19 protein-coding genes are annotated in these 24,324 nt (G+C 65.1%); 9 read left to right on the top strand and 10 right to left on the bottom strand.

Annotation, left to right across the window (positions count from 1 at the left end):
• Positions 1 to 1,155: 1,155 nt before the first annotated feature.
• Complete coding sequence (locus EMB92_RS06550; protein ID WP_140445320.1) at positions 1,156 to 1,749, bottom strand: TetR/AcrR family transcriptional regulator; 594 nt, start codon at positions 1,747 to 1,749, stop codon at positions 1,156 to 1,158.
• A 308-nt stretch (positions 1,750 to 2,057) separates the two neighbouring features.
• Positions 2,058 to 2,462 carry a cell division protein CrgA gene (gene crgA, locus EMB92_RS06545; protein WP_043166641.1) on the bottom strand — a complete coding sequence of 135 codons (405 nt, stop codon included), beginning with the start codon at positions 2,460 to 2,462 and terminating at the stop codon, positions 2,058 to 2,060.
• A gap of 168 nt (positions 2,463 to 2,630) precedes the next feature.
• Between crgA and EMB92_RS06540 the strand changes: the two genes are divergently transcribed.
• The 3 genes from EMB92_RS06540 (at position 2,631) to EMB92_RS06530 (ending at position 5,433) form a co-directional block, all read left to right on the top strand.
• The gene (locus tag EMB92_RS06540) at positions 2,631 to 3,470 is read left to right on the top strand and encodes a DUF881 domain-containing protein (RefSeq protein WP_150394212.1); all 840 of its coding nucleotides are present in this window, start codon (positions 2,631 to 2,633) and stop codon (positions 3,468 to 3,470) included.
• An 84-nt stretch (positions 3,471 to 3,554) separates the two neighbouring features.
• On the top strand, positions 3,555 to 4,730 hold the full coding sequence (locus EMB92_RS06535; RefSeq protein WP_223847620.1) for a class E sortase: 1,176 nt from the start codon (positions 3,555 to 3,557) through the stop codon (positions 4,728 to 4,730).
• Positions 4,731 to 4,788: 58 nt separating this feature from the next.
• Positions 4,789 to 5,433 (top strand): anthranilate synthase component II, encoded by a 645-nt coding sequence (locus EMB92_RS06530; RefSeq protein ID WP_107044558.1) that lies wholly within the window; start codon positions 4,789 to 4,791, stop codon positions 5,431 to 5,433.
• 187 nt (positions 5,434 to 5,620) lie between these two features.
• On the opposite strand, the gene pknB is transcribed toward EMB92_RS06530, so the two are convergent.
• From pknB to EMB92_RS06495, 7 genes are read right to left on the bottom strand one after another with little or no spacing between them, the layout of a single operon-like run.
• The gene (gene pknB, locus EMB92_RS06525) at positions 5,621 to 7,831 is read right to left on the bottom strand and encodes a Stk1 family PASTA domain-containing Ser/Thr kinase (RefSeq protein ID WP_449727607.1); all 2,211 of its coding nucleotides are present in this window, start codon (positions 7,829 to 7,831) and stop codon (positions 5,621 to 5,623) included.
• Complete coding sequence (locus tag EMB92_RS06520) at positions 7,824 to 8,873, bottom strand: serine/threonine-protein kinase (RefSeq protein ID WP_150394210.1); 1,050 nt, start codon at positions 8,871 to 8,873, stop codon at positions 7,824 to 7,826. Before EMB92_RS06520 ends, pknB begins: the two co-directional genes overlap by 8 nt.
• Positions 8,870 to 10,339, bottom strand: coding sequence for a peptidoglycan D,D-transpeptidase FtsI family protein (locus EMB92_RS06515; protein ID WP_150394209.1), 1,470 nt, complete (start codon positions 10,337 to 10,339; stop codon positions 8,870 to 8,872). The genes EMB92_RS06520 and EMB92_RS06515 overlap by 4 nt, the downstream gene beginning before the upstream one ends.
• A gap of 5 nt (positions 10,340 to 10,344) precedes the next feature.
• Positions 10,345 to 11,916, bottom strand: coding sequence for an FtsW/RodA/SpoVE family cell cycle protein (locus tag EMB92_RS06510; protein WP_150394208.1), 1,572 nt, complete (start codon positions 11,914 to 11,916; stop codon positions 10,345 to 10,347).
• Positions 11,913 to 13,793: a PP2C family protein-serine/threonine phosphatase gene (locus EMB92_RS06505; RefSeq protein WP_150394207.1), complete on the bottom strand. Its 1,881-nt coding sequence runs from the start codon at positions 13,791 to 13,793 to the stop codon at positions 11,913 to 11,915. The genes EMB92_RS06510 and EMB92_RS06505 overlap by 4 nt, the downstream gene beginning before the upstream one ends.
• 7 nt (positions 13,794 to 13,800) lie before the next feature.
• Positions 13,801 to 14,385, bottom strand: coding sequence for an FHA domain-containing protein FhaB/FipA (locus EMB92_RS06500; protein WP_150394206.1), 585 nt, complete (start codon positions 14,383 to 14,385; stop codon positions 13,801 to 13,803).
• A gap of 39 nt (positions 14,386 to 14,424) precedes the next feature.
• Positions 14,425 to 15,126, bottom strand: coding sequence for an FHA domain-containing protein (locus EMB92_RS06495; protein ID WP_043166634.1), 702 nt, complete (start codon positions 15,124 to 15,126; stop codon positions 14,425 to 14,427).
• 311 nt (positions 15,127 to 15,437) lie between these two features.
• On the opposite strand from EMB92_RS06495, the gene EMB92_RS06490 reads away from it, so the two are divergent.
• From EMB92_RS06490 to EMB92_RS06465, 6 genes are all read left to right on the top strand, one after another.
• On the top strand, positions 15,438 to 17,945 hold the full coding sequence (locus tag EMB92_RS06490) for a prolyl oligopeptidase family serine peptidase (RefSeq protein WP_150394205.1): 2,508 nt from the start codon (positions 15,438 to 15,440) through the stop codon (positions 17,943 to 17,945).
• A gap of 49 nt (positions 17,946 to 17,994) precedes the next feature.
• Positions 17,995 to 19,059 carry an alpha/beta fold hydrolase gene (locus EMB92_RS06485; RefSeq protein ID WP_150394204.1) on the top strand — a complete coding sequence of 355 codons (1,065 nt, stop codon included), beginning with the start codon at positions 17,995 to 17,997 and terminating at the stop codon, positions 19,057 to 19,059.
• 120 nt (positions 19,060 to 19,179) lie between these two features.
• Positions 19,180 to 20,940, top strand: a complete 1,761-nt coding sequence (locus EMB92_RS11485; RefSeq protein WP_190973592.1) for a vWA domain-containing protein — start codon at positions 19,180 to 19,182, stop codon at positions 20,938 to 20,940.
• Positions 20,940 to 21,602 (top strand): hypothetical protein, encoded by a 663-nt coding sequence (locus EMB92_RS06475; RefSeq protein WP_150394203.1) that lies wholly within the window; start codon positions 20,940 to 20,942, stop codon positions 21,600 to 21,602. The genes EMB92_RS11485 and EMB92_RS06475 overlap by 1 nt, the downstream gene beginning before the upstream one ends.
• Positions 21,603 to 21,604: 2 nt before the next feature.
• On the top strand, positions 21,605 to 22,714 hold the full coding sequence (locus EMB92_RS06470) for a substrate-binding domain-containing protein (protein ID WP_107044567.1): 1,110 nt from the start codon (positions 21,605 to 21,607) through the stop codon (positions 22,712 to 22,714).
• Positions 22,715 to 22,766: 52 nt separating this feature from the next.
• Positions 22,767 to 23,948: a toxic anion resistance protein gene (locus EMB92_RS06465; protein WP_223847604.1), complete on the top strand. Its 1,182-nt coding sequence runs from the start codon at positions 22,767 to 22,769 to the stop codon at positions 23,946 to 23,948.
• A gap of 98 nt (positions 23,949 to 24,046) precedes the next feature.
• Here the strand turns inward: EMB92_RS06465 and EMB92_RS06460 are convergent, their stop codons facing one another.
• The gene (locus EMB92_RS06460; protein ID WP_150394202.1) at positions 24,047 to 24,313 is read right to left on the bottom strand and encodes a hypothetical protein; all 267 of its coding nucleotides are present in this window, start codon (positions 24,311 to 24,313) and stop codon (positions 24,047 to 24,049) included.
• Between the last annotated feature and the right edge of the window lie 11 nt (positions 24,314 to 24,324).

Genomic DNA, 24,324 nt, shown 5'->3' with positions numbered 1-24,324 from the left:
GCCGCACCGCCTCAGTCATACCTCCCAGCCCAGCTGTGCCGCAGCTGTGCCGCTCAACGCTTTTTTCAGTGTTTTTGGCGTTGAGCGGCACGAAGATGCGTCATTGTCGCCCCATCACCTTTTTGACATGTTGTCAAAATGGCTATTTTTCAACGATTCCGCAATGGCCGGTATCGCAAGGACCGCCCCCGCCGCCGATGTGTCTGCCGCTCAACGTGAAAAAGCACCGAAATCGCGTTGAATGGCACGGTTTTCTGCCACTCAACGAACATCAACCGATTGACATGCACTGAGTGGCAGACTCGTCACGCATCCATCCTCGATTCACCCCGATCGACGTATCGGATCCTACGGAATCAAACGTTGTCACCACTTCCCACCACCCACTTAACGCCGAACCCTATAGGATCGGACGAAATGTGTGTTCAATAGAAAGTGGGCGTGTGGGCCCTGTGGCTGTGTGGCTGTGTGGCTGTGTGGCTGTGTGGGCCCTGTGGAAAGTCTCTGAAGCGGGCCCGAGGGGGGCAGCCAATTCGGCAACGAACTTCCGACGGGGGATACTAGGGGGTGTCACCTGTGTGTAGTGGCGGGCGACGAGGCTCGCCACTACATGTAGTGTGAATTACAACCGTGTGGTTTTCCACAATCTGTGGAAAAGAGTGTGGATAACTTGGGGATAATGGCGGGCATATGGTGGAAAACAGGTGTGCATAACCCTACTTTACTGATCAAATCGGCGGAATTTCAACGATTGTGAATTGTGGATATGTGCACAATAGGTTATCCACAATTGCACATTCGGGGTGCTTAGGGGGTATGTAGGGGGTGTTTGAGGGTGTACAGGTGGATAACTCGGGCCGTCGAAAGGCTGTCCGGAGGCTGTATATGCCACAAATCGTGTGCATAACGCACCTCGATTGTGGATAACTCCCCAATATCCAGTGGATAGTTTGGGGATAACCACTACGTATTAGTGGAAAAGCGGTGCACAATCAGTGGATAAGTGGTGGATAACTTGTGGATAATGATCCACAATCGCTGGAATTTCAACGATTATCGCTGTGGATAACCTGTGGATTACTTGGTGTGCATATATGCAGGTGTGTGTGGATATCCTCTTGGAGGCTTCCCGGAGAGGGGGGTTATCCACATCAACTACTGCTCACGCAGCGAGTGGACGAGCTGGGAGACGGCGCGTGGCACAGGGGATTGGCTGAGCCATTCGGTGTTGAATCCTGAGGAATCGAGATAGATCCGGGCGGTCCCGAGCATGCCGAGGATGCCGCTGGCGGCGAACTCGGCGGTGATGCGCTGCACGGGGGTGAGCGAGTCCGCCGTGATCCCGAGCGAGGACAGCCAGACGTCGATGACGAAATCCTTGAGCTGGCGCACCAGTCCGGCCGAGCCGTGTGGTCCGGCGATCAGCGTGATCTTGTGGATGCAGTCGCGGTATGTGGGATCATTTATCCGTTTGCCATAGTCGGTGATCGCCTCGGCGTCGTCCGGCTCTCGAATGAGGTGGATGATGAACGATGCCACATTCGATTCCTTGTACAGTGCGGCGATCGCGTCGTCGGCCAGCTCGGGAATCGACGTGTAGTGATAGTAGAAGGCGCTGCGGTTCAGTCCGCTGACGCGCGTGATGTCGCTGATGCTGATCTGTGCGTACGGCTTGGCTTCCAGCAGTTTCCAGAATGCGGCCTGCATCTTCTGCGGCGCGGAGCGTTCGCCTGCCTTCGGTCGTCCCATGACCGTTCCTCCCCGTTGTCTTGTCGTTTTGTGGCGTCCTCCAACTCAACAGCATATCGGGTTATGGGGATTTTTATCCTACATCATGTTGGGTATTCTCATCGTTCGGTTGGATCCGAAGGGGACCCCAAAACGAGAGGAAGCACTATGAGCACGCTAAACAAACCACTGAGCAACAAACCACTGAGCAAGTCGTCGGACGGGACGCCGGTTGCCGCCATAGAGACGTTGAGGGCCTTCATCCATGTGCGGATGAAGGCCCTCAACGTATCTATGCAATGCGGCAGCCCGCGGGTCGGATTCGCCGCTCAGCGCCACCACATCGTCATGATGAAGCCGATCATGATGATCACGAAGCCGATGAGCAGGTTCCAGGCACCGATGTTCGGAATCGGGTAGTTGGAGGTCAGGTAGTAGGTGACGACCCAGATCAGGCCGATCACCATCAGGATGCAGAACAGCGGCACGAACCAGCGCGGGTTCGACTTGGTGCCCTTGATCGTCTCCTCGACGCGGCGGGTGTTCTCCTCCTGGCGCGCCATCATGCGCTGCATCTGGGGGGTCATCGAGGACTTGTCGGCGGTGGCGTTGAGGACGGCCTCGACCTTGTCCATGTCGACGAGACCCGCGGTATCCGCGTCCGTCGTCTTCTCCGTATCGGACTGCCAGTCCTTCTGTCCATTCGAGTTGTTGTCCAGCTCTTCGTCAGCCATCAGCGTAGTCTCCATTCAAGTTCTATAGGCTAGAAGTCATAATAGTGGTTACACTCGAACGCGGCGAACAATCCCGAATAATGGTGATCATACTGTACAACGCGAGGCCGTATGCATAGATAGGCCGCGGATGGAACGGGATTCCGGCGTGAAGGAAAGGCGGCGGCCATGGCCAGACACAGAGGTGGACGGCACAGTGTGAAGCGCTCCTTCGCGGGCGGCATCGCGGTGATGCTCGTCGTCGCGCTCACCGGATACCTGTTCATGACCAATCTGCGATTCAATCGCACCGCCACCGTCAACTCGGACACCGCCGGGCTCATCGAACAGCGTGTGGACGAGGTCAACAGGCTCAACGCCGAAGTCGAGAAGCTCAGTGCGGACGTGAGCACGATGACCGATCTCGTCGCGAAGAACGGCAGCGGCGCCACCGCTTACGATGCCGGTTCCGGCGCGACCCTGCCCGCGGTGGACGGCGCGGGCGTCGCCGTCACGCTCGACGATTCGCCGATGTGGGAGCAGGCGGTCGACTCCTCCGGTTCCAGCGAGGACATCGACAAGTACGTGATCCACCAGCAGGACATCGAATCGGTGATCAACGCGCTATGGGCGGGCGGCGCCACGTCGATGTCGTTCATGGACCAGCGCATGCTGTTCAACTCCGCCGTGATCTGCTCGGGCAACGTCGTCTCGCTGCATGGTAAGAAATACTCGCCACCGTTCACGATCTACGCGATCGGCGATCAGGACAGCCTGATCAAGGCGTTGGACGATTCGCCCGCGATCGGCATCTACAAGCAGTACGTCAGCGCGTTTGGCCTCGGTTGGAAGGTCGAACGGAAGAAGAATCTGCATTTCGACGAGACGGCGTCGCTGCTGCAGCCGCTCACCTACGCCTCGGTGCTGGGCGATGCGTCGGGCACGTCGGGCGATGATACGGGCGGAACAAGTGGCACGGCCGGCACGAACGGCACGAACGGCACAGACACGGGAACGCAGGGGGAGTAGGCATCGATGAAGCACAGCGCGAACAGGGCGGCGAACAGGAACGTACGTGACGGCAGACGGTCATCGGACGACATGACCACTCGCATGACCGCCGGTGCGACCGCAGGTGCGGCCACGGGCTCCCGCCGCAATCCCGTATGGCAGATGATCGGCATCATCGCGGAGATCCTCATCACGATGGCCGTGGTCTGCGCGCTGTACATCGTGTGGCAGATGTGGTGGACCGGCGTCATATCGGAACGCACGCAGGTCGAGACGCGCGAACAGGTGTCGTGGGCGACCCCCGGCACGTCGACCGCGGGCAGCACGGACGGTGCGGACGGTGCAACTGGCAGCGCGGACAGCGCGACCACCATCGCCAAGGCGCAGTCCGGCGATGCCCCCGTCCAGCCGACCAGCGCCAGCTACGGCGATCTGGTCGCCGAAGTGTACATCCCGCGATTCGGCGAGGGATGGCAGCGTAACATCGTCGAAGGCACCGACGCGGAACAGCTCGCCCGCCACGGACTCGGCCACTACCAGAGCACGCAGATGCCCGGCGAGGTAGGCAACTTCGCGATCGCCGGCCATCGCTCCGGCTACGGGGAGCCGCTCGGCGACATCGACAAGCTCCAGACCGGCGACCCGATCATCATCCGCACGCAGGACTACTGGTATGTATACACGTACACGAAATACCAGATCGTCGTCCCGACCGACGTGTGGGTGGTCGCGCCGAACCCGACGCCCGACTCGTCGGATCCGAACGCGAAACCGACCAAACGCATGATCACCCTGACCACATGCGAACCGAAGTACACGACCGCCACGCATCGCTGGATCGCATGGGGCGAACTCAAATACTGGGCGAAGGTGTCCGACGGCATCCCACAGGAACTCGCCTCCACCGACTCGGCCGGTCAGGTCAGGTTCGCGAGCACGAGCACCACCACCATGTCGCTGCCCGCCCGCCTCGGATCGCTCACGCCGTACGTGTTCGGCTCGCTGGTGATCTGGGCGGTGCTCGCGATCGCGGCAGCCGTCGCCTGGCAGTGGCCGCTGATCGCCGACATCCGTTCAGGCCGTCGCCGCAGGCCGGACGCGAGCATCTACGGCCTGCTCTGGCGACTTCAGCCGGGCATCCTGCCGATCCGCGTGGTCCTCACCGTACTGCTCGCCGCGGCCGCGGTCGGCGCGCTCTTCCAGTGGACGTTCCCTTGGGCGGCCGCCAACATCCCTATGCTGCAGCAGATGAGCAACTACGTGTCGGTCCAACAGTAGCCGCATTACACTCGCAGTAGACTTCTGGTCAGCAGACGCAATTCATGAAGGAGCCATCGTGACCGATTCCGCGCACATCCTTGTGGTCGACAACTACGATTCGTTCGTCTATACGATCGTCGGATACCTGAAAACGCTCGGTGCCACCGTCGACGTGGTGCGCAACGACGCCGTCGACCCGTCCGACGAGCACGTGACCGACGGCTACGACGGCGTGCTGATCTCCCCCGGCCCGGGCGCCCCGGCCGAATCCGGCGCCAGCGAGGACATGATCCGCCTGTGCGCCCGCCAGAACAAGCCGATGTTCGGCGTGTGCCTCGGCCTGCAGGCGCTCGCCGAAGTGTACGGCTGCACGGTCGATCACGCGCCGACGATCATGCACGGTAAGACCAGCCTCGTCGAGCACATCGACGACGAGATCTTCGCCGGAGTCGCCAATCCGATGACCGCCACCCGCTATCACTCGCTCGCCGTCGAGCCCGATTCCGTGCCGGACACGCTCGAGGTGACCGCGTGGACGCAGGGCGATCACATCGTGCAGGGTATCCGCGTCAAGGGCAAGCCGATGTACGCCGTCCAGTTCCACCCCGAATCCGTGATGACCCAGGACGGCTACCGCCTGCTGGCCAACTGGCTCGCCGTCTGCGGTCAGACCACCGCCGTAGCCAACTCAGCCGGCCTCCAGCCCAAGGTGAACAAGTAGGAGCAGGAATCGGCTCACCGAAAAGGTTCCACCGAAAAGGTTGAAAACGCAAGTGGGAGGGGCGGTGGTCCTGTTCTCGACCGCAGGCTTGGCCGAGCGGCCTTGAGCGTGTCGAGAACAGGACCACCGCCCCTCCCACGTCCCCGCTGGAGGTTTTGGTAAATACCAGGGTTAAATCCCGCTAGAGTCAGCGCTTGGCGCTGGAGGTGGTGGTGCCGCTGCCGGATCCACTGCCGGAACCGGACGACCCGGACCCGCCTGTACCGGAGCCGCCGGTTCCGCCACCTTCCGTGGTGCCGCCGCCGGACCCTGATCCGCCGGTGCCGGAGCCGTTGCCGCTTTCACCGCCGGTCGTGCCGCCATTGCCTGATCCGCCGGTGCCGGAGCCGTTGCCGCCACTCGGCGTGGCGACCGTGGTCAGGGTGATCGTATCGCCCTTCTGCGCGGTTGAACCGCTGCTCGCGCTCTGCGTGATCACGCGATCGGTGGTGCCGGTGGAGCCGGTCTGGCTCACGGTCAGGCCGAGCGCCTCAAGCTGCGCCTTGGCGCTTTCGTAGGTTTCGCCGATGACGTTCGGCACGGTCACCGGCGTCGAGCCCTTGGACACGATGAGGCTTACGGACGTGCCCTGCGTCACGGACATGCCGGACGACGGGTTGACGGCGATCACATTGCCTTCGGCTACGGAATCGCTGTACTCCTCGGTGATCGTCACGCCGGTGAAGCCTGCGTTCTTCAGCGCCTCGACCGCGGCGTCCTTGGACTGGCCGACCAGTCCGTCGGGCACCTTGGCCATGCCGGAGGAGACGTAGAGCATCACGACGGTGCCCTTCGGCTCGGACTTGCCGGCCGCCGGATTGGTACGCGTGACCTTGTCGCGTGCGATTGAGGCACTGTCCTCGGTCTGCACGCTCGTACCGACCTTGAAACCGGCCGATTCGAGCTCGGCGCGGGCCTCGGACTGGGTCATGTCGGTCACGTCGGGGATCTTCGTGTTCTGCGGTCCGGTGGAGAACCAGACGCGTACGGTCGAACCGCGTGCGGCCTTGGCGCCGCCCTGCGGATCCTGCTTGGTGAACGTGCCTTCCGGCTCGGTCGAATCGTTGTCGTCGACGGCCTTGAACGTGAAGCCGGCCGCCTCGACCTTCGCCTTGGCCATGTCCTTGGTCATCGACGAGGTGATCGTCGGCACGGTGGCCATCTGCTCGGTGGCCGCCTCGTTGCCCGAGATCAGGAACCATGCGCCGAGGCCGATCAGCATCGCCACGGCGAGGGCGATGAGCGATCCGATGACGATGCGCTTGCGCTTGCGGGCCTTGAGGGCCGCCGCGCGCTGGGCCGCGCGGGTCTGCGCCATCGTGGAGCTCGCCGCCGGACGCACCTGCTCGAACTGTCCGGTGACCGGGTTGAACGCCTGCGTGGACGAACCGTTCGCATCCGGGTTGAGCGGCACGGTGGCCGCATCCTGCTCGGCCTGCTTGCGGGCCTTCATGTTCGCCAGGTCGGTGAGCGGGTTGAACGCGGCCGCGACAGGCACGCCGCCGTTCATGAACGTCAGGATGTCGTTCTTGAACTCGGCGGCCGTCGCGTAGCGGTTCTGACGATCCTTGGCCATCGCCTTGGCGCAGATCGAATCCCACATCTTCGGCAGTCCGGGCACGACCGCGGACGGCGGGGTCGCGACTTCGGAGACGTGCTGGTAGGCGATCGCCACGGCGGAGTCGCCGGTGAACGGCGGACGCCCGGTGAGCATTTCGTAGAGCACGCAGCCGGCCGAGTACAGGTCGGAGCGCATGTCGACGGTCTCGCCGCGCGCCTGCTCGGGGGAGAGGTACTGCGCGGTGCCGACGACGCCCTGCGACTGGGTCATCGTCGCGGCCGAGTCGTCGAGCGCGCGGGCGATGCCGAAGTCCATGACCTTGACCATGCCCTGGTCGGAGATCATGATGTTGCCGGGTTTGATGTCGCGGTGGATGATGCCCATCCGATGCGAGTATTCGAGCGCGTTGAGCACGCCGAGCATCACCTGTTCGGCGTCGCGCTGGGAGAGCGGGCCGTTGGCGCGGATGATGTCGCGAAGGGTCTGGCCCTTGACGTACTCCATCACGAGGTACGGCAGGCGTTCGGGCTGGCCGTTCTCGCCGGTGATGATCTCCTCGCCCGAATCGTAGATGTTGACGATGTTCGGGTTGTTCATCTGCGCGACGGAGTGCGCCTCGCGGCGGAATCGCGCGAGGAAGATCTCGTCGTTGGCAAGGTCGGAGCGCATGATCTTGATGGCGACGGTGCGTCCGAGACGCGTGTCCATCGCCACATGCACTTCGGCCATACCACCGCGGCCGATGAGCTGGCCGAGCTGGTAACGGCCGTCGGCGAGTGCAGAGGGCATGCTACTCATTGCTGCTCCTTCCAAACATGCGTCGGCTCGAATCGTTCTGTGTGTGCTGTTCGCCGGTGATCGGCGTTGCGTCCGGCACCGTGCCGCTGACGCCCGGCGTGGTGACGGTCACGCGCGCGTTGGCCAGTGGGATGTGCGGCATGCTGGTGATCCTGCGGGGCAATCGGCCGCCGCTGCGGGCCATGATGCGCGTGGAGTCGTTGAGCTCGGTCTGCTGGTCGAGGAGTCGGCGTTCGATGCGTGCCAGCGTGCGGGAGACGACGAGCGCGTCCTTGGGGCGGTCGAGCGGGTCCTTGGCGAGCATCGACATGATGAATTCGCGCAGCTGCACGTCGATGTTCGCGGGCAGCGGCGGCACGGGGTCGTTGACGTGTGCGGCGGCGATGTCGACCGGGGTGGCGCCGGTGAACGGGCGATGCCCGCACAGGCCCTCGTAGGCGACGACGCCGAGCGAGTAGATGTCGGACTGGGGCGTGGCCTGCTGGCCCTGCGCCTGCTCGGGGGAGATGTACTGGGCGGTGCCGACGACCATGCCGTCCTGCGTGATCTGCTCCTGGTTGGTGGAGTAGGAGACGCCGAAGTCGGTGATCTTCACCTCGCCGGTGTCGGAGACCATGATGTTGGCGGGTTTGACGTCGCGGTGGATCACCCCGTGGGAGTGGGCGACGAACAGGCCGCGCGCGGTCTGGATGAGGATCGGCAGCAGCGTGAGCGGGTCCATCGCCCCCTGCTCGTGGAACAGGTCGGCGAGGGACTTCGACGGCACGTACTCCATGATGAGGAAGCCGATGCCGTCGTGTTCGTAGTATTCGAACAGCGCCGCGATGTTCGGGTGCGCGAGATTGGCGGAATTGTGCGCCTCCGCGCGCAGCCGGCGCAGTTTGGCCTCCGCGTTCGAGAGGTCGGAGCGCAGCGCCTTGATGGCGACGGGGCGGTTGAGCTGGATGTCCCAGCCCTTCCAGACCTCGCCCATGCCGCCCTTGGCGATCCGCGAGTCGAGGCGGTAACGGCGATGGATGAGCTGTCCTTCGATCAGTTTCATTGCTTGAGCGCCTCCTGGATGACGGTTCGGAAGATGGGGCCGGCCGACTGATAACCATAGCCGGTGGTGTTGTGCACGACGACGGCGACCGCGATCTGCGGGTCGTCGGCCGGGGCGAAGCCCATCACCCAGCCGTCGTTCGTGGCGTTGGTCGCGCCGATCTGCGCGGTGCCGGTCTTGGCGGCGACCTTCACGCCGCTCACGCCGATCGTGGGGGCGTCCTTGGTGACGACCGACTCCATCATCTGCGTGAGCTTGTTGGCGGTGTCGGCGCTGAACGGCTCGCTCATCTCGCTGGCCTTGGTCTCGCTGAACACGGACAGGTCGCTGGCGCGCACGCGGTCGACGATCGTGGGGCGCATGAGCTTGCCGTCGTTCGCGATCGCGGAGGCGACCAGCGCGTTCTGCATGACCGTCTCGGTGACGTCGCCCTGGCCAATCGAGGCGAGCGCGAGCTTGTCGGCGGTCATCGTCGTGGTCGGATAGTGCGAGGCGACGGCCTTCATCGGCGAGCCGGTCACGTCGGCGCCGTCGATGAGGATCGAGCTGCCGAAGCCGAGCTTCGAGGCCATGTCGGCGATCTTGTCCTGGCCGAGGCTCACGCCCAGCTGGGCGAACGCGGTGTTCGACGAGTAGGTGAGCGCGTCCTGAAGGGTCATCGCGCCGTTCGATCCGTTGGCGGCCGCACTCGAGTTGGTCAGCGCCGTCACGGTGCCGGGCAGGATGTAGCTCGCGCCGGCGGGGATCGACGTGTTCACGTCGTATTTGCCGGTTTCGAGCGCGGTGGCCGCGACGATCGTCTTGAACGTCGATCCCGGCGGGAACAGCTGGCTCGTCGCGTTGTTGAGCATCGGGTTGGCCGGGTCGGAGGTCAGGTTCTTGTAGTTGTTGGTGATCGTCTTGCCGTCGTGCGAGGCGAGCAGGTTCGGATCGTATGAGGGCGTCGACACCATCGCGAGGATGCGTCCGGTCTTCGGCTCCATCGCGATGACGGCGCCGGTCTGGCCCTGCAGCGCGTTGTACGCGGCCTGCTGGAGCTTCGTGTCGATCGACGTCTCGATGTTGGCGCCCTTGTTGTCGCTGCCGGTCAGCGTCGACCTGATGCGCTGCCAGAACAGCGTGTCCGACTGCCCGGAGAGCAGTGAGTTGCGCGACGCCTCGATGCCGCGGTCGGCGCGCTGGCTGATCGAGAAGAAGCCGGTGATCGGCGCGTACAGGACGCCGTTCGTGTATCCGCGCTGGTATTTGAACGCGTCGTTCGTGGCGGTCGACTGCGCGAGCACCGTGCCGTCGGCGGCGAGGATCGCGCCGCGCGGCGCGCCGAACTCGTGGTAAAGCGATCGCGAGTTGCGCGTGTCCGCGTTGAGCGAGGTGGAGCGGATCGCGGTGATGATCGTCGTGGACAGGCCGAGGACGGTGAACAGGACGACGACCGCGGTGAACAGCTGGCGCAGCATCTTGTTCATGAAGTTCATCGTGCGCCTCCCGTCAGAATGCGGCCGCCCGGGGTGCCCTGCGTGCCGGATGTGCCTTGCGTGCCTGGGATGCCGGGGGCGTCCCGACGGATCGCCTCGGTCTCCATCGCGTCGGAGGTGGCGGGCAGCGGCTCGACCGCGCCGTCACCGGCCGCCTCGGCCTCGGCGGCGGCCTTCTCCTGCTTGGCGACCTCCGCCTCGCGCTCCTTGAGCTCGTGGTCGCGCAGCACGGCCAGCGCCTCGTACTGGAACGTGTCGGTGGACACCTCCGGCGCCGGCTTGTTGGCCGCGTTCGAGACGATGATGAGCAGCGTCGAGAGCAGATAGTTCGCGATCAGCGACGAACCGCCGGCCGCCATGTACGGCATCGTGAGGCCCGTCAGCGGGATCACCAGCGTGATGCCGCCGACCACGGTGAAGATCTGGAACGCCATCGTGAACACGAGTCCGGAGGCGAGCAGCTTGCCGAAACCGTCCTTGACCTTCATCGCGGTGACGAATCCGGAGGCGATGATGATCATGTACAGCACGAGCACGGCCATGCAGCCGACGAGTCCGAGCTCCTCACCGATGGACGCGTAGATGAAATCGGAGTTGCCGAACGGCGTGAGGTTCGGCATGCCCTGACCGAGGCCGGTGCCGAGCAGTCCTCCCGCGGCGAGGCCGAACAGGCCGTTGACGATCTGGTAGGAGCCGCCCACGCGGTTGTAGAGCTGCGGGTCGAACGGGTGCAGCCACACCTCGACGCGCGCGCCGACGTGTCCGAAGATGCTGGCCGCCGCGACCGCGCCGACCGCGAATCCGATGAAGCCGATCACCAGCCAGCTGAGCCGCCCGGTGGACACGTAGAGCATGCCGACGAACATCGCGAAGAACATGAGCGAGGTGCCGAGATCGTGCTGGAGCACGAGCACGCCCATCGAGGCGAACCACACGATGATGATCGGGCCGAGATCCTTGATGCGTGGCAACTGCAGGCCGAGCACCTTCTTGCCGCCGACGGCCAGCTGGTCGCGGTGGTCGAACAGGTACGCGGCGAAGAAGAACGCGAGGAACAGCTTGGCGAACTCGCCCGGCTGGATCTGGCCGATGCCGGGCAGCTTGATCCAGATGCGCGCGCCGTTGATCTCCTGGCCGAGCACCGGCAGCATCGGGGAGAGCAGCAGCACCAGGCCGACGACCATGCTCACGTAGGAGAATCGCCGCAGCAGACGGTAGTCGCGCAGGAACACGACGAGCAGCGAGCACAGGACGATCGCGATGCACACGAACTCCAGCTGGCGCTGCGCGACGATCGTGCCCTTCTCATGGTCGATGCGCGCGATCATCACCGCGCCGATGCCGGTGAGCATCACCACGCACGGCTGGAGCACCTGGCTCGCGTACGGCTGGAAGTGGTTGACCAGCGCCCAGAAGATCAGCGACAGCACGCCGCAGATCGTCAGCAGCGTGACGAACGTGGAGGGGAAGGACCCCTCGGTCCGATAGAACATCTGATAGAACGCCATACCGCACAGCAGGAACGAGGCGAGCAGCAGTGCGATCTGGCGTAGGCGTAGGGCGATCATTGCTGAGCCCCGCCTTCCTGCGTCTGCGGCTGGGTTTGCGTCTGCGTCTGCGGCGTGGTCGTCTGGTCGGTCGACGCGCCGGAATCGGTCGTGCCGTCCGCGGATGCGCCGTCCGTCGACGTGCCGTCCGTGCCGTCAGTAGACGTACCGTCCGCCGCCTTGGCCGCGTCCGCGTCCTTCTTCGCCTTCGCCTTCTGGATCGAGGCGAGTTCGTCGCGGATCAGCTCGACGTGCGATTCGGCCTCCGAGTAGTTGTCGCGCACGATGCCCTGCTCCAGCTCCTTATGCCAGCTCGCCGGCAGCGCGCTTACCTTGATCGCGGTGCGCTTGACCTCGTGCGAGAGCGTCAGATTCGCGATGCTGGTGGGCACGCCCTGATAGATCGCGACATACCCGTCGGCCGTGCCGACGTAGTACTTCGACTGGCTGTAGCGGTACACGCCGAACAATGCTCCGGCGATCGCGGCCAGCACGAACACGATGGTCGCGATGATCGCCACGCGCCTACGGCGCCGGCGCGCGCGATTCGTCTTGTGCAGCTTGACCTGCTCGGCGCGGATGGCCTGCGCCACCTCAGGATCGTTCGGATCGGTGCTGATGCGTCCGTTGCTCTTCGTGACCACCGGGATCTCGCCGGTGTCCGGGTTCTTCGGGCGATCGCCGTTCTCCTCGCGCACCAGCGACGGCTGGACGACGCGCCGGGACTCGTCCTTGCTCTGGCCGCCCTGATCTCCCCGACCTGATTCATTGCCGGAAGTACCGGAGGTGCCGGAGGTCGAAGCGGAATCCCCGTCATTGCGCGGATCGTGTGCATCCCGGGCGTCATGCTGCGGCTTCTCGGCCACGGCCAGCGCGGCCGCACGCTGGGCGGGGGAGTCGTCGTCACGCAGCGCCGGAGCGGTGGCGATCGGCTCGTTGACGATGTCGGCGATCGGCTCGAGGCTCGCGCTCGCCGCGCCGCCCACCAGCGGCGTCTGATGCGGCAGGTCGAAGGCGTGCGCGTCCAGCGTCATCGTGGCGTCGCCGATCACGGCGGTCACGTTGTCGGTGCTGCCGGCGCGCAGGGCCATGCTCACGAGCTGCTGCGCGCAATCGCCCGGATTGGAGACCTCGGTCATCGTCTCGGCGATCGTGGAATCCTCCAGCACGCCGCACAGGCCGTCGGAGCACAGCAGCCAGCGATCGGCCGCATGCGCCTTGAACATGGCGATGTCCGGATGGGGGTCGATGTCGAAATCGCCCAGCACACGCATCACGACGTTGCGCTGCGGATGGTTCTTGGCCTCCGCTTCGGTGATGCGCCCGGTGTTGATGAGATGCTGCACGTAGCTGTGGTCCTGCGTCGCGCGGCTCAGCACGCCGTCGCGTAGCAGGTAGGCGCGCGAATCGCCGATGTGCGCGAGCACCCAGTATCCGGCGACGAGCGCCACGGCCGTCACGGTCGTGCCCATGCCGGAGAGCTTGCGCTCGCGACGGGCCTTGCCGACGATCGCGTCGTGCGCGGCCATCACGGAGGTCTCCATCATCGAGGCGATCTCGGCGACGTCGTCGGTCACGTCGTCGCGCTCGATATGCGCGAGCGAGCGGATCGCGATCGTCGAGGCGGTGTCGCCGCCCGCATGACCGCCCATGCCGTCGCAGATCGCGATGAGATGCGCGCCGGCGAACGACGAATCCTGATTGTTCGCACGCACCGTGCCTACGTCGGATACGGTGGTGGAGCACAGGAACAGCTGCTGCGGGTCGCTGGCGGCGGCGGATCGCTGCGTCAACGGAAGGGTCTCGGTGGCATCCTGCGCGTCCTGCGCGATGTGCCGGGGCAGCGATTGGGTCTGTTCGTTCCGTTCGTTGTGTGACTGGTCGGAGGAGGCGGACATACGGCTATCACCTCAACTCGAATGTCGTGGCGCCGATGCGTACGGGTACGCGGGCGGGAAGTACGGTGGGCACGGCCAGACGCTGGCCGTTGACGACGGTGCCGTTCGTCGAATTGAGATCCTCGATGGCCCACTGGCCGGAACGGGGATCGGGGTACAGGCGGGCGTGATGCGACGAGGCGAACTCGTCGTCGAGCACCACGGTGTTCGACGCGGCGCGGCCGATCGTGATCGCATCGCCGGTCAGCGGCACGGAGGAGCCGGCCAGCGGCCCGTCGATGATCACCAGCAGCGACGGGGATGACACGCCGCCGGAAGACGTCGAACCCGACATGCCGGACGAGGCGGAACGGGCCGGCGTGGCGCGCATCGCATCGGACGACGGCGCGACGCCGGGCGTGCCGGAGGCGACGGCCACGGCAGGAGCGTTGGCTCTACGGGAGGCGTGACGCTCCTTGCGACGGCGCGAGCGCGACGGGCGCGGGCTGAAGGACGAGATGTCCTGATGCAAGGAACGCACGGCGAGCCATACGAATACCCAGAGCAGGACGAGGAATCCATACTTGAGCAGTGCGAATGTCAGTTCGGTCATGCGATTCGACCTTTACCGTAACGGTAACGCCGTGCGGCGCTACTCCTGATCCTGGGAGGACGCCCAATACAGGATGCGGGTGCGGCCGATGGTGATGGTGTTGCCGTCCAGAAGCGTGGCGGCGGGCACCTGATGACCCTCCACGTACGTGCCGTTCGTGGAGCCCAGATCGCGGGCGATCACGCCGTTGGGGGTGATGTCGATCTCGAGATGCTTGCGGGAGATGCCCGGATCGTCGATGACGATGTCGCAGCCGGAGCCGCGGCCGATGATCGTCTTCTCCTTGGTGAGCAGGTACTGGCTGCCGTTGATCTCCAGCAGCGGGCTGTCCTGATTCTGATCGTCGGTGGTGACCGGAACCGCGTTGCCCTGCACCGAGGCGGAGGTGAGCTTGAAGCTGCCCTTGGTGAGCTCCAGATCCTCCTCGAAGATCACGACCACCGGGCCCACGAACGCATAGTGCTGGCTGCGCGCGTAGTTCGTGAGGTTGTCGGCCAACTCGTCGGCGAGCGTCTCGCTGCCCCACTGTTCAATGCGGTCGAAATCGGGGGTGCTCAGCTTGAAGCGGTACTCGTTCGGGGCGACCGTGCGGTCGCGGCCCACCGGCATGGCCTCGTTGTCGATCTCGCGCTCCAGGGCGCTGGACAGGTCGACTGGCTGCAGATCCTTGGAGCCGAACTTCGAGAACACTCCGTTCACTGCGCCTTCGACGCTTTTCTCAAAACGGTCGAGAACGCTCATAGTCATCCCTTTCTATATCCCTGACCAGTGTACGCATGGGTCGGAACGCGTCATATATTCGAGTCCAATACTTGCAAAAGCCACAAATCACCCTCGAGTGCCCTCGAAACCGCCTCCGAAGCGCCACCCGTTCACCCCAGATGGCCTTCTCTGCCCGCAATCGCGTCGCATTTTAGGGATGAAGCGCCACTGCGCGCCCCCGTCCGCCCCCGCCCGGGTTGGTCTCCGGCAAATTGTCGCACTGACCGATTCTCAGCGCGACAATCTCGCGAAATCGCCCCGGGTTGACTCCCGCGTGTAGCGTGGGGCGTATGGACGAAAACACTGCGATTGACGCAATCGAGAAGTTCCCCCGCGCGAAGGCGCGCACGCTGCGATTCACCAGTGGCGCCCCGCGCTCCGCACAGGCTCTGGGCGACGGCTCCATGGCCCTGTTCCTGCGCTCCGACGGCCCCGAGGACCTCGCCACCTCCCTGTGGCTGAGCTGGTTCGACGCCAACGGCGACCACTATGAGACCAAGCTCGCCGATCCGCGCGAGCTGCTCGGCGACAAGGCCGACGATGAGGACGTGCCCGCCGAGGAGAAGGCCCGCCGCGAGCGCGCCCGCGAGGGCGGCACCGGCATCGTCGGCTATTCGGTCGACGCGGACGGCGATCGCGTCGTCTTCACGATCAACGGCCGACTGTTCCTCACCGAGATCGGCGACCCCGAGGACTGCGACAGCGACGGCGATCTCGAGGTGCGCACGCGCGAACTGGCCGGCGCATGGCTCGACGAGGACCCGGACCTCTACACCCCGGTCCTCAACCCGCGCATCAGCCCGGACGGCTGGCACGTGCTGTACACCACCGGCGAACACCTGATGCTCGTCGACATCGGCGACTGGCCGGGCGACGAGGACGACGAGGACGATGATGACGGCGAGCCGTTCGACGACCGCGTGACCGCGATCTACGGCGTGTCCGTCGAGGACGAGGACGGCGAGCCGGCCGAGAACACGTGGAGGATCGGCCTGGCGGAGTTCGTCGCCGGCGAGGAGATGGACCGCTACGACGGCTTCTGGTGGGCGCCCGATTCACGCCACGTGCTCTTCGAATCCTTCGACACCGCCGACGAGCCGATCTGGCACATCGCCGATCCGGCCGACCCGGAGCAGCCGGCCGCGCCCCGCCGCTACCCGCGTGCGCTGACCCGCAACGCCGACGTGTATCTGACCGTTCTCGCCCTCGACTTCGACGAGGACGAGCGCTACGCCGGCATCACCGGCAACGCGGACGTCGACTGGGATCGCGACACGTACGAATACGTCGCGGCCGTGAGCTGGACGAAGGGCCACGATCCGCTCGTGCTCGTGCAGAACCGCCGCCAGACCCGCGACCAGGTGCTTGAGGTCGCGGTGAGCGAGGACGATCCGCTCGGCTCGACCCGCGTGCTCGAGGAGCACGCCAACGACCAGTGGATCGACCTCGTCTCCGGCACGCCGGCCCTGACGTCCGACGGCCGTCTCGTCTCGGCCCTCAACGACATGGAGACGGACACGAATCGCCTGACCGTCGACGGCCGAGCGTTCACCCCCGCCGGCTGGCAGGTGCGTCACGTGCTCGACGTGACCGACGACGACGTGCTCGCCGTCGTCCAGCGCACGCCCGAACTCGCGCCCGACGTGCCGGTCGAATGGCGACTTGCGTCCGACGCCTCGGTGTCCGGCAAGACGGCTTCCGGCCTTTCGGGCAGCGCCGCGCACATCGGCGACCACGACGCGCGCAGCTTCGACGTGGTGAGCTTCGGCTACGACGGATCGATCACCCCGCTGACCGTGACGCCCGGCCTGTGGACCGCCAGCCGCGCCGGCGACGGATACGTGCTCACCGGACGCGACATGACCTCGCCCGACGTGCGCATGTCCCACTGCCTGACGGTCGTCGACGGCATCGACACGGACGATGCGGACTCCGCGCTCACCATCCTCACCGCGCCCATCGCCAGCCACGCCGCACGCCCCGGCTTCACGCCGAACGTGACGTTTACGCGCCTCGGCGAACATGGCCTGTACACCGCGATCATCACGCCGAGCCCCTCCAGCCCCTACTACGGCTTCGGCCAGCTGCCCGTGCTCATGAAGCCCTACGGCGGCCCCGGATTCCAGCAGGTCATCGCCGCGCAGTCCTACTACTGGGAGGCCCAGTGGTGGGCCGACCAGGGCTTCCTCGTCGTCACCGCCGACGGCCGCGGCACCACCGGCCGCGGACCGAAGTGGGATCGCGAGATCTTCGAGAACATGAAGGACGTGACGCTCGCCGACCAGATCGAAGCCGTCAACGCCCTGCCCGAAGCCATCGCGACGATCAACGACATGCGCGCGGACGAGACGGACGCCGACCGCGTCATCCCCGCTCCCGACCTCGACAGGGTCGTCATGATCGGCTGGTCCTACGGCGGATTCCTCTCCGCGCTCGCCGTCCTCGACGCGCCCGACGTGTTCCGCGCCGCCTGCGCCGGCGCCCCGCCCACCGACTGGACGCTCTACGACACGCACTACACCGAGCGCTACCTGGGACTCGACCCCGAGGTCTACCGGCGCAACGGCATCGTCCAGGACGCGCCCAAGCTCGTCCGCCCGCTCATGCTCATCCACGGGTTCGCCGACGACAACGTGACCATCGCCCACAGCCTGCGCCTCTCCCAGGCGCTTATGGCCGCCGGACGTGCGCACACGTTCCTGCCGCTCACCGGCATCACCCACATGACCAACGACGAGACGGTCGCTGAAAACCTGCTCATCCTCCAGCGCGACTTCCTCAGGAACGCGCTGGCCTGAGCGGCTCGGCGGCCGGCTCGGGCGGTGAAGAGCGGTTAAGATGGGCCGTATGCAGCTCAATCTGATCGACGAGAGCGCCTACGCGCAGACGATGACGAAACTGGTGCGTCCGGCGCTCGCCGGCTGCCGCGACGAAGGCTGGTTCAACCCGGCGCAGGCCGAACGCGAGGCCGGGCTCACGCCTCGCGGCGGCGGCCTGCACTACCTGTGCTACGATGCCACCAAGTTCGACTACGAGCGTGAGGACGGAGCCACGGCCGTGTTCCGCGGCGCCATCGTCATCAGCCACGGTTTCACCGAGTTCGCCGAGAAGTACGACGAACTCGTCTGGTACTTCCTCAAATCCGGCTACTCCGTGTGCGTGATGGATCATCGCGGACACGGCAAGTCGGCGCGCGACGTCGACAATCCGTCGCTCGTGTGGATCGACGACTGGCATCGCTATGTGGTCGATCTGGCCGGATTCGCGCGCACGATCGGCCAGCAGTACGCGGCCGGCGAGCCGATCAACCTGTTCTGCCATTCGATGGGCGGCGGCATCGGCGCGGCCGCGCTCGAACAGTATCCGAGCCTGTTCGACCGCGCCGTGCTCTCCTGCCCGATGATCGCGCCGCAGACCGGCATGCCGATGTGGCTCACGCGCGCGCTCGTCGACGTGCTGTGCGCGTGCGGCATGGGCCGTCATCGCGTCTTCGGCCAGAAGGACTTCGACGGCGTGCTCGATCTGGGTCCCTACCAGCTCTCGAGCGAGCCGCGCGAACGCTGGTACCATCAGCTGCGCTGCAACACCCGCGAGTACCAGACCTACTGCGCGTCGTTCGAATGGGTGCATCAGGCGATGCGCATGAACCGCGCGATCCTTAAGTCCAGCGCGTGCGCCGAGATCGAGACGCCGATCCTGCTGTTCCAGGCGGGGCATGACATCTGGGTGCGCAACAAGCCGCAGAACGTGTTCGTCAACCGCGTGATCGACGGCGGCGGTCAGGCACGGCTCGTGCACATCGCCGACTCCGAGCACGAGATCTTCTCGATGCCGAACGCGGTGTTCGGACCGTATCTGGAGCAGGTGCTGGCGTTCTTCAGCGCGCCGATGATCGTGGCCTCGGAGGAGTAACGCCGGAAAACGGCGGAAACTACGCATTCTACGTAGTCGGGTGTTGCTTTTCATCCAGAGTTCACATTGACGTCATGTGGCGGTCTTGAGGGCGTAAGTCCGCGGTTCGAGAATGGAAGTATGGGTATAGAAGCCGTATTTCGCCGTCGAATCGCCGCCTGCGCCGCGCTTGTCGCCGCCACCGCGATGCTGCTGGGCGGGTGCGCCCAGACCAGTGACAACGGTAAGACCAACGCCGGCACATCGAACGGATCGAACGATTCCTCCAACTCCTACAACGGGCCGACCGGCACATCGACCACCAGCAAGGACGGTAACGAGCAGCAGTTCACGCCCGGTTCCGGCAAGCCCGATCAGACCATCACCATCGCGTCCGGCTCCGAGAACAAGGAGGTCGCCGACGCGGTCCAGCGCGCGGTCGACGAGTCGAACGTCGCCGTGACCATGAAATACATGGGCTCGCTCGACATCATGAAGGTCCTCTCCTCCGGCGCCGAAGGGTATGACGCCGTGTGGCCGGCCTCCTCGATGTGGATCTCGATGGGAGACACCAAGCACCTCGTCAAGGACCAGCAGAGCACGTCCACCACGCCGATCGTGTTCGGCATCGCCAAGTCGAAGGCCGTCAAACTCGGCTGGGCCGACTCCAGCGGCAAGACGAAGACCGTCTCCACCGCCGACATCCTCGCCAAGGTGACGTCCGGAGACCTGAAGTTCTCGATGACCTCGGCCACGCAGTCGAACTCCGGCGCCTCCGCGTTCCTCGCGTTCATGACCGCCCTGCGTGGCGGATCCGGACCGCTGACCGACGCCGACCTCAACAACTCCGCGCTCAAGGCCTCGGTCGCGCAGCTCCTGCGCGGCGTCGACCGCTCGTCCGGCTCGTCCGACTGGCTCAAGGACATGGTCGTCGCGAACCCCGATCGCTTCGACTCGATGGTCAACTACGAGTCGCTCGTCATCCAGGCCGACAAGACGCTCACGAAGAACGGCAAGGATCCGCTGCTCGCGATCTACCCGTCCGACGGCATCGCCGTGTCCGACTCGCCGCTCGGCTACGTCGACCGCTCGCAGAGCTCCGACATCAAACAGGCGTACCAGAAGTTCGCCAAGGCGCTGACGACGAAGAACGCGAAGCTCGAATTCGAACGCGCCGGCCGCCGCACCGGTCTGGGCGGCACGCTGACCTACGCGTCCGACAAGCAGGTCAAGGACGCGTTCCGCGCCGAATGGGGCCTCAACACCGACGCGAGCGTCTTGAAGACCATCGCCCTGCCGGCCGCGGCCACCATCACCAAGGCGCTTGACGTCTACCAAACCGCGCTGAGGAAGCCCAGCTGGACCGTGTGGGTGGTCGACTACTCCGGCTCGATGCGCGGCGAAGGCAAGACCGGCGTCGTGAACGGCCTCAACGCGGCGCTCGACCCGTCCAAGGCCGCGCAGGCACACATCCAGCCCGGCGACGGCGACGTGAACATCCTCATCCCGTTCGAAAGCGCCCCGCACACGTCGGTGCGCGCCGACGGCGCCAACACCGGCGACCTGCTGCGCATCGCCGACGCGACCCCGGCCTCCGGAGGCACCGACATCTACCGGGGCCTCGAGGCCGCATACCAGCAGCTGCCCGACGCCTCCCAGGCCGGCAACTACACCACCGCGATCGTGCTCATGACCGACGGCCAGTCCGAAACCGCCCGGCAGCAGGCCGCATTCGACCAGTACAAGGGCCTCGGCCGTGACATTCCGATCTTCTCGATCATGTTCGCCCAAGCCGACCCGACCCAGCTCAACCAGATTGCGCAGCTGTCCAACGCGAAGGTGTTCGACGGTCGCTCCGGCGACCTCGCCGACGTGTTCCGTACCGTCAAGGGATTCAACTGATGCTCCAAGTGATCTGCGGCTTCATCGCCGGCCTTGTCTTCGCCGGAGTCGGCTTCTGGCTGACCGGAGGAGGCCTGCTCGGACTCGGCGTTTCGGTCGCGCTCGCCGCGCTCGGGTACATCGCCGGATCGACGCTGACCGAGCCGGAACGCCGCATCGGGCACATGCTCGTCTCCGCGCTGCCCAACGGGCAGAAGGCCGCCGACGCGATCGACGCCGCCAACGTGCGCCTCAACGCCATCGGCATGCTCGCCGGGCAGGTGCGCGACCCGATGGTCAAGAAGGAGGCGGGCGACTTCATCGCGGCCACCCGCTCCCTGACCGATTACGTGGCTCGTGACACGTCCGCCTATCCGACGCTGCGGCACTACATCAACGTGTACGGCGAGCAGACCGAGAAGCTGCTGCGCTCGTACGTGGACGTCGAATCGTCCGGCGCGCGCGACCAGATGGCCAAGGCGCGCGGCGAGACCATCGAGGCGCTGCAGGTCCTCGAACGGACCGCCGCCGGCGAGCTGAGCCGGGCCGTCAGTTCCAAGACCCTCGGCATCGCCGCCGACTCCGACGCGATCCAGCGCCTCGCCCAGATGGACGGCTACGACGTGGAAGCCGGGGATCCGGCCCAGTCACCTGAGGAACCCGACGAACAGAGGAAGCACTAACCATGTCCAAATCGAAGATCATCGGACTCATCGCGCTGCTCGCGGTCGTCGCGATCCTCGGCGGCGCGCTCGTCTGGCGTCAGATCGGCCCGAAGCCTGCCGCCCCGCCCGAGCCCGTCAAGACCGAAAGCGTGACCGGCTACCTCGGCGGCGAGAAGATCGGTCTGTTCGACGATCCCGACTTCCTTAAGGCCGCCGCCGCGCAGGGCCTCGACGTCGACTACCGCAAGGCCGGAAGCCTTGCGATGATGGACTCCGACTCCAAGGGCATGGACTATCTGTTCCCGTCCTCGCGCGCCGCCGTCGAATACGGCAAGGCGAAGGGCGTCAAGGCCACGCAGAGCGACATCGTGTTCAACTCGCCGATCGTCCTGTACACGCACAAGGCCGTGGCCGACGGGCTTGTCGCCGGCGGGCTCATGACGAAGAACGCCGACGGCGTCTATTCGATGGACATGGCCAAGGCCGTCGACGCGATGGTCGCCAACAAGACGTGGGCCGACGTCGGCTACAAGGCCGGCTACGGCCAGTTCCGCATCGACTCGACCGACCCGGTCCAGTCGAACTCCGGCAATGAATACGCGGCCCTCGTCGCCACCGTCCTCAACGGCGGCCAGCCCGCCACCACCCAGTCGGTGGCCCGCGACGGCGAGAAGATCAAGGCGATCTTCGCGAAATCGGGCTGGATGGAGACCTCCTCCGAGGATTCGTTCAACCAGTTCCTCACGCTCGGCGTCGGATCGAAGCCGATGATGGTCGGCTACGAATCGCAGATCCTCGACCTCGCCGCCAACCAGCCGGACGCGTTCAAGCAGATCAAGGACGACGTCGTCATCGTCTACCCGACGCCGACCGTATGGAGCACGCACACGCTCATGGCGCTCGACGCCAAGGGGGAGAAGCTGCTGAAGGTGCTCACATCGCCCGAAATCCAGAAGCTCGCGTGGACCCAGCACGGCTTCCGCGCCGCCAACTTCTCCGGCACCGACTCGATCAAACGGTTCAAGGTCAACGGCACGCTCGATCAGGTGCCCGCCGTCTCCGAACTGCCCGGCAACGATGCGATGCAGGCGCTGATCACCACGCTGCAGGGCGTACAGCCCACCAACTGAAGGCCAACTGAGGTCGATTGTCAACTGAAGGCCAACTGAAAGGACACATACCATGGCCAAGCAAATCTCACTCGCCGATCTGGCCGGCGGCACCAACGCCGTCACCAATCCCACGCTCGAAGGCGCCATGGGCTCACAGACCGGCGATCTGGTCCCCACCGCCGCGCAGGCCGCCTCCGACGCCGCGACCCTCACGCCGGACCAGCAGATCGCGAAACTGCCCGCCGCGGACCAGCAGACCGTCAACCAGCTGGCCGACCAGATCGACTTCACACGCGAGGGCATCGAATCCAGCTACGGCAAGGACGCGCAGCGCGCCACCTCCAGCTTCGCCGACGAGATCCTGTCAGAAACCCGCTCCAAGGACACCGGCGAGGCCGGCGAGCTGCTCAACACGATGCTCGTGACGATCGACGAGGCCGAGCTCGGCGGCTTCCGCAAGATCCCGATCCTGGGCCAGGTGGCCGTCTCCATCGACAAGCTGCGCCGCCGCTACCAGAAGGTCGATTCGCAGATCGACGAGATCATCACCAAGCTCGAGGCCGCGCAGGCGAGGCTCGTTTCCGACATCTCCATGTACAACACGATGTACGAGCAGAACGCGCAGCAGTACCGCGAGCTCAAGATCACCGTGCTCGCCGGCAAGAAGGCGCTCACCGACTTCCGCGCGCAGCAGCTGCCCGCCCTCGAGGCGCAGGCCGAGCAGAGCGGCGACCCGATGCAGGCGCAGATCCTCAAGGACTTCAAGTCGAAGCTCGACCGCTTCGAGAAGCGCCTCGACGACCTCGACCGCATCAGCGTGGTCACGCTGCAGACCGCACCGCAGATCAAGATCATCCAGAACGCCGACCAGACCATCGTCGACAAGATCGACACGACGATCTCCACGACGATCCCGGTGTGGAAGTCGCAGATGGTGATCGCCCTCGGCCTGTCCAACCAGAAGAAGGCGCTCGACCTGCAGAACAAGGCCGACGACGTGACCAACAAGCTGCTGCAGCGCAACGCTGCCGCCATGCACAAGGGCGCGGTGGCCGCCGAGAAGGCCAACCAGCGTTCCGTGGTCGAGATCGAGACGCTGGAGAAGATCAACTCCGAGCTCATCGCCACGCTCAAGGAGACCGTGCAGATCCAGAAGCAGGGCAAGGCGAACCGCGAGGCCGCCCAGGTCAAGATGCGTCAGATCGAATCCGACCTCAAGAGCGCCCTCATCGAATCCGCCCAGACGATGTGAGAATCGCCTAACAGTCGTGGATAAGCGTGGATAAGCCACAGTCGTGGATAAGCGTGGATAAGCCGGCATACGCCGGCTTTTTCGCGTTATGAGGGGTTCTATGAGGGGTTCTTTTGAGAGTGATCTCGCTTGCCGGTGAGCGGGTCGAGCAGCGTGTTCGGATCGGAGATGCCGAGCATGCTGCGCCCGCCCGTCCTCTCCGGGTGGCGCGCGATGATCGCCACCGAAATGGCGCCCGGAATCATGATGATCGCGAAGATCGCGGCCAGCCCCCAGCTCACCGCGAACCCCAATACGAGGAAGATCACGACCACGGCGGCGGCAGTGCCCACCACGGTCCACAGGGTCTTGCTGTTATGCGTCATGTCATTAAGCA

This window comes from Bifidobacterium callitrichos (assembly GCF_008698085.1).
GTDB classification, from domain to species: Bacteria; Actinomycetota; Actinomycetes; order Actinomycetales; family Bifidobacteriaceae; genus Bifidobacterium; species Bifidobacterium callitrichos.
This window is presented reverse-complemented; position numbering and strand designations above follow the sequence as displayed.

Excerpts from the sequence above, each read along its gene's own strand:
- EMB92_RS06550 (WP_140445320.1), bottom strand. The coding sequence starts at position 1,749 with ATGGGACGACCGAAGGCAGGCGAACGCTCCGCGCCGCAGAAGATGCAG.
- crgA (WP_043166641.1), bottom strand. The coding sequence starts at position 2,462 with ATGGCTGACGAAGAGCTGGACAACAACTCGAATGGACAGAAGGACTGG.
- EMB92_RS06540 (WP_150394212.1), top strand. The coding sequence starts at position 2,631 with ATGGCCAGACACAGAGGTGGACGGCACAGTGTGAAGCGCTCCTTCGCG.
- EMB92_RS06535 (WP_223847620.1), top strand. The coding sequence starts at position 3,555 with ATGACCGCCGGTGCGACCGCAGGTGCGGCCACGGGCTCCCGCCGCAAT.
- pknB (WP_449727607.1), bottom strand. The coding sequence starts at position 7,831 with ATGAGTAGCATGCCCTCTGCACTCGCCGACGGCCGTTACCAGCTCGGC.
- EMB92_RS06520 (WP_150394210.1), bottom strand. The coding sequence starts at position 8,873 with ATGAAACTGATCGAAGGACAGCTCATCCATCGCCGTTACCGCCTCGAC.
- EMB92_RS06515 (WP_150394209.1), bottom strand. The coding sequence starts at position 10,339 with ATGAACAAGATGCTGCGCCAGCTGTTCACCGCGGTCGTCGTCCTGTTC.
- EMB92_RS06510 (WP_150394208.1), bottom strand. The coding sequence starts at position 11,916 with ATGATCGCCCTACGCCTACGCCAGATCGCACTGCTGCTCGCCTCGTTC.
- EMB92_RS06505 (WP_150394207.1), bottom strand. The coding sequence starts at position 13,793 with ATGTCCGCCTCCTCCGACCAGTCACACAACGAACGGAACGAACAGACC.
- EMB92_RS06500 (WP_150394206.1), bottom strand. The coding sequence starts at position 14,385 with ATGACCGAACTGACATTCGCACTGCTCAAGTATGGATTCCTCGTCCTG.
- EMB92_RS06495 (WP_043166634.1), bottom strand. The coding sequence starts at position 15,126 with ATGAGCGTTCTCGACCGTTTTGAGAAAAGCGTCGAAGGCGCAGTGAAC.
- EMB92_RS06490 (WP_150394205.1), top strand. The coding sequence starts at position 15,438 with ATGGACGAAAACACTGCGATTGACGCAATCGAGAAGTTCCCCCGCGCG.
- EMB92_RS06485 (WP_150394204.1), top strand. The coding sequence starts at position 17,995 with ATGCAGCTCAATCTGATCGACGAGAGCGCCTACGCGCAGACGATGACG.
- EMB92_RS11485 (WP_190973592.1), top strand. The coding sequence starts at position 19,180 with ATGGGTATAGAAGCCGTATTTCGCCGTCGAATCGCCGCCTGCGCCGCG.
- EMB92_RS06475 (WP_150394203.1), top strand. The coding sequence starts at position 20,940 with ATGCTCCAAGTGATCTGCGGCTTCATCGCCGGCCTTGTCTTCGCCGGA.
- EMB92_RS06470 (WP_107044567.1), top strand. The coding sequence starts at position 21,605 with ATGTCCAAATCGAAGATCATCGGACTCATCGCGCTGCTCGCGGTCGTC.
- EMB92_RS06465 (WP_223847604.1), top strand. The coding sequence starts at position 22,767 with ATGGCCAAGCAAATCTCACTCGCCGATCTGGCCGGCGGCACCAACGCC.
- EMB92_RS06460 (WP_150394202.1), bottom strand. The coding sequence starts at position 24,313 with ATGACGCATAACAGCAAGACCCTGTGGACCGTGGTGGGCACTGCCGCC.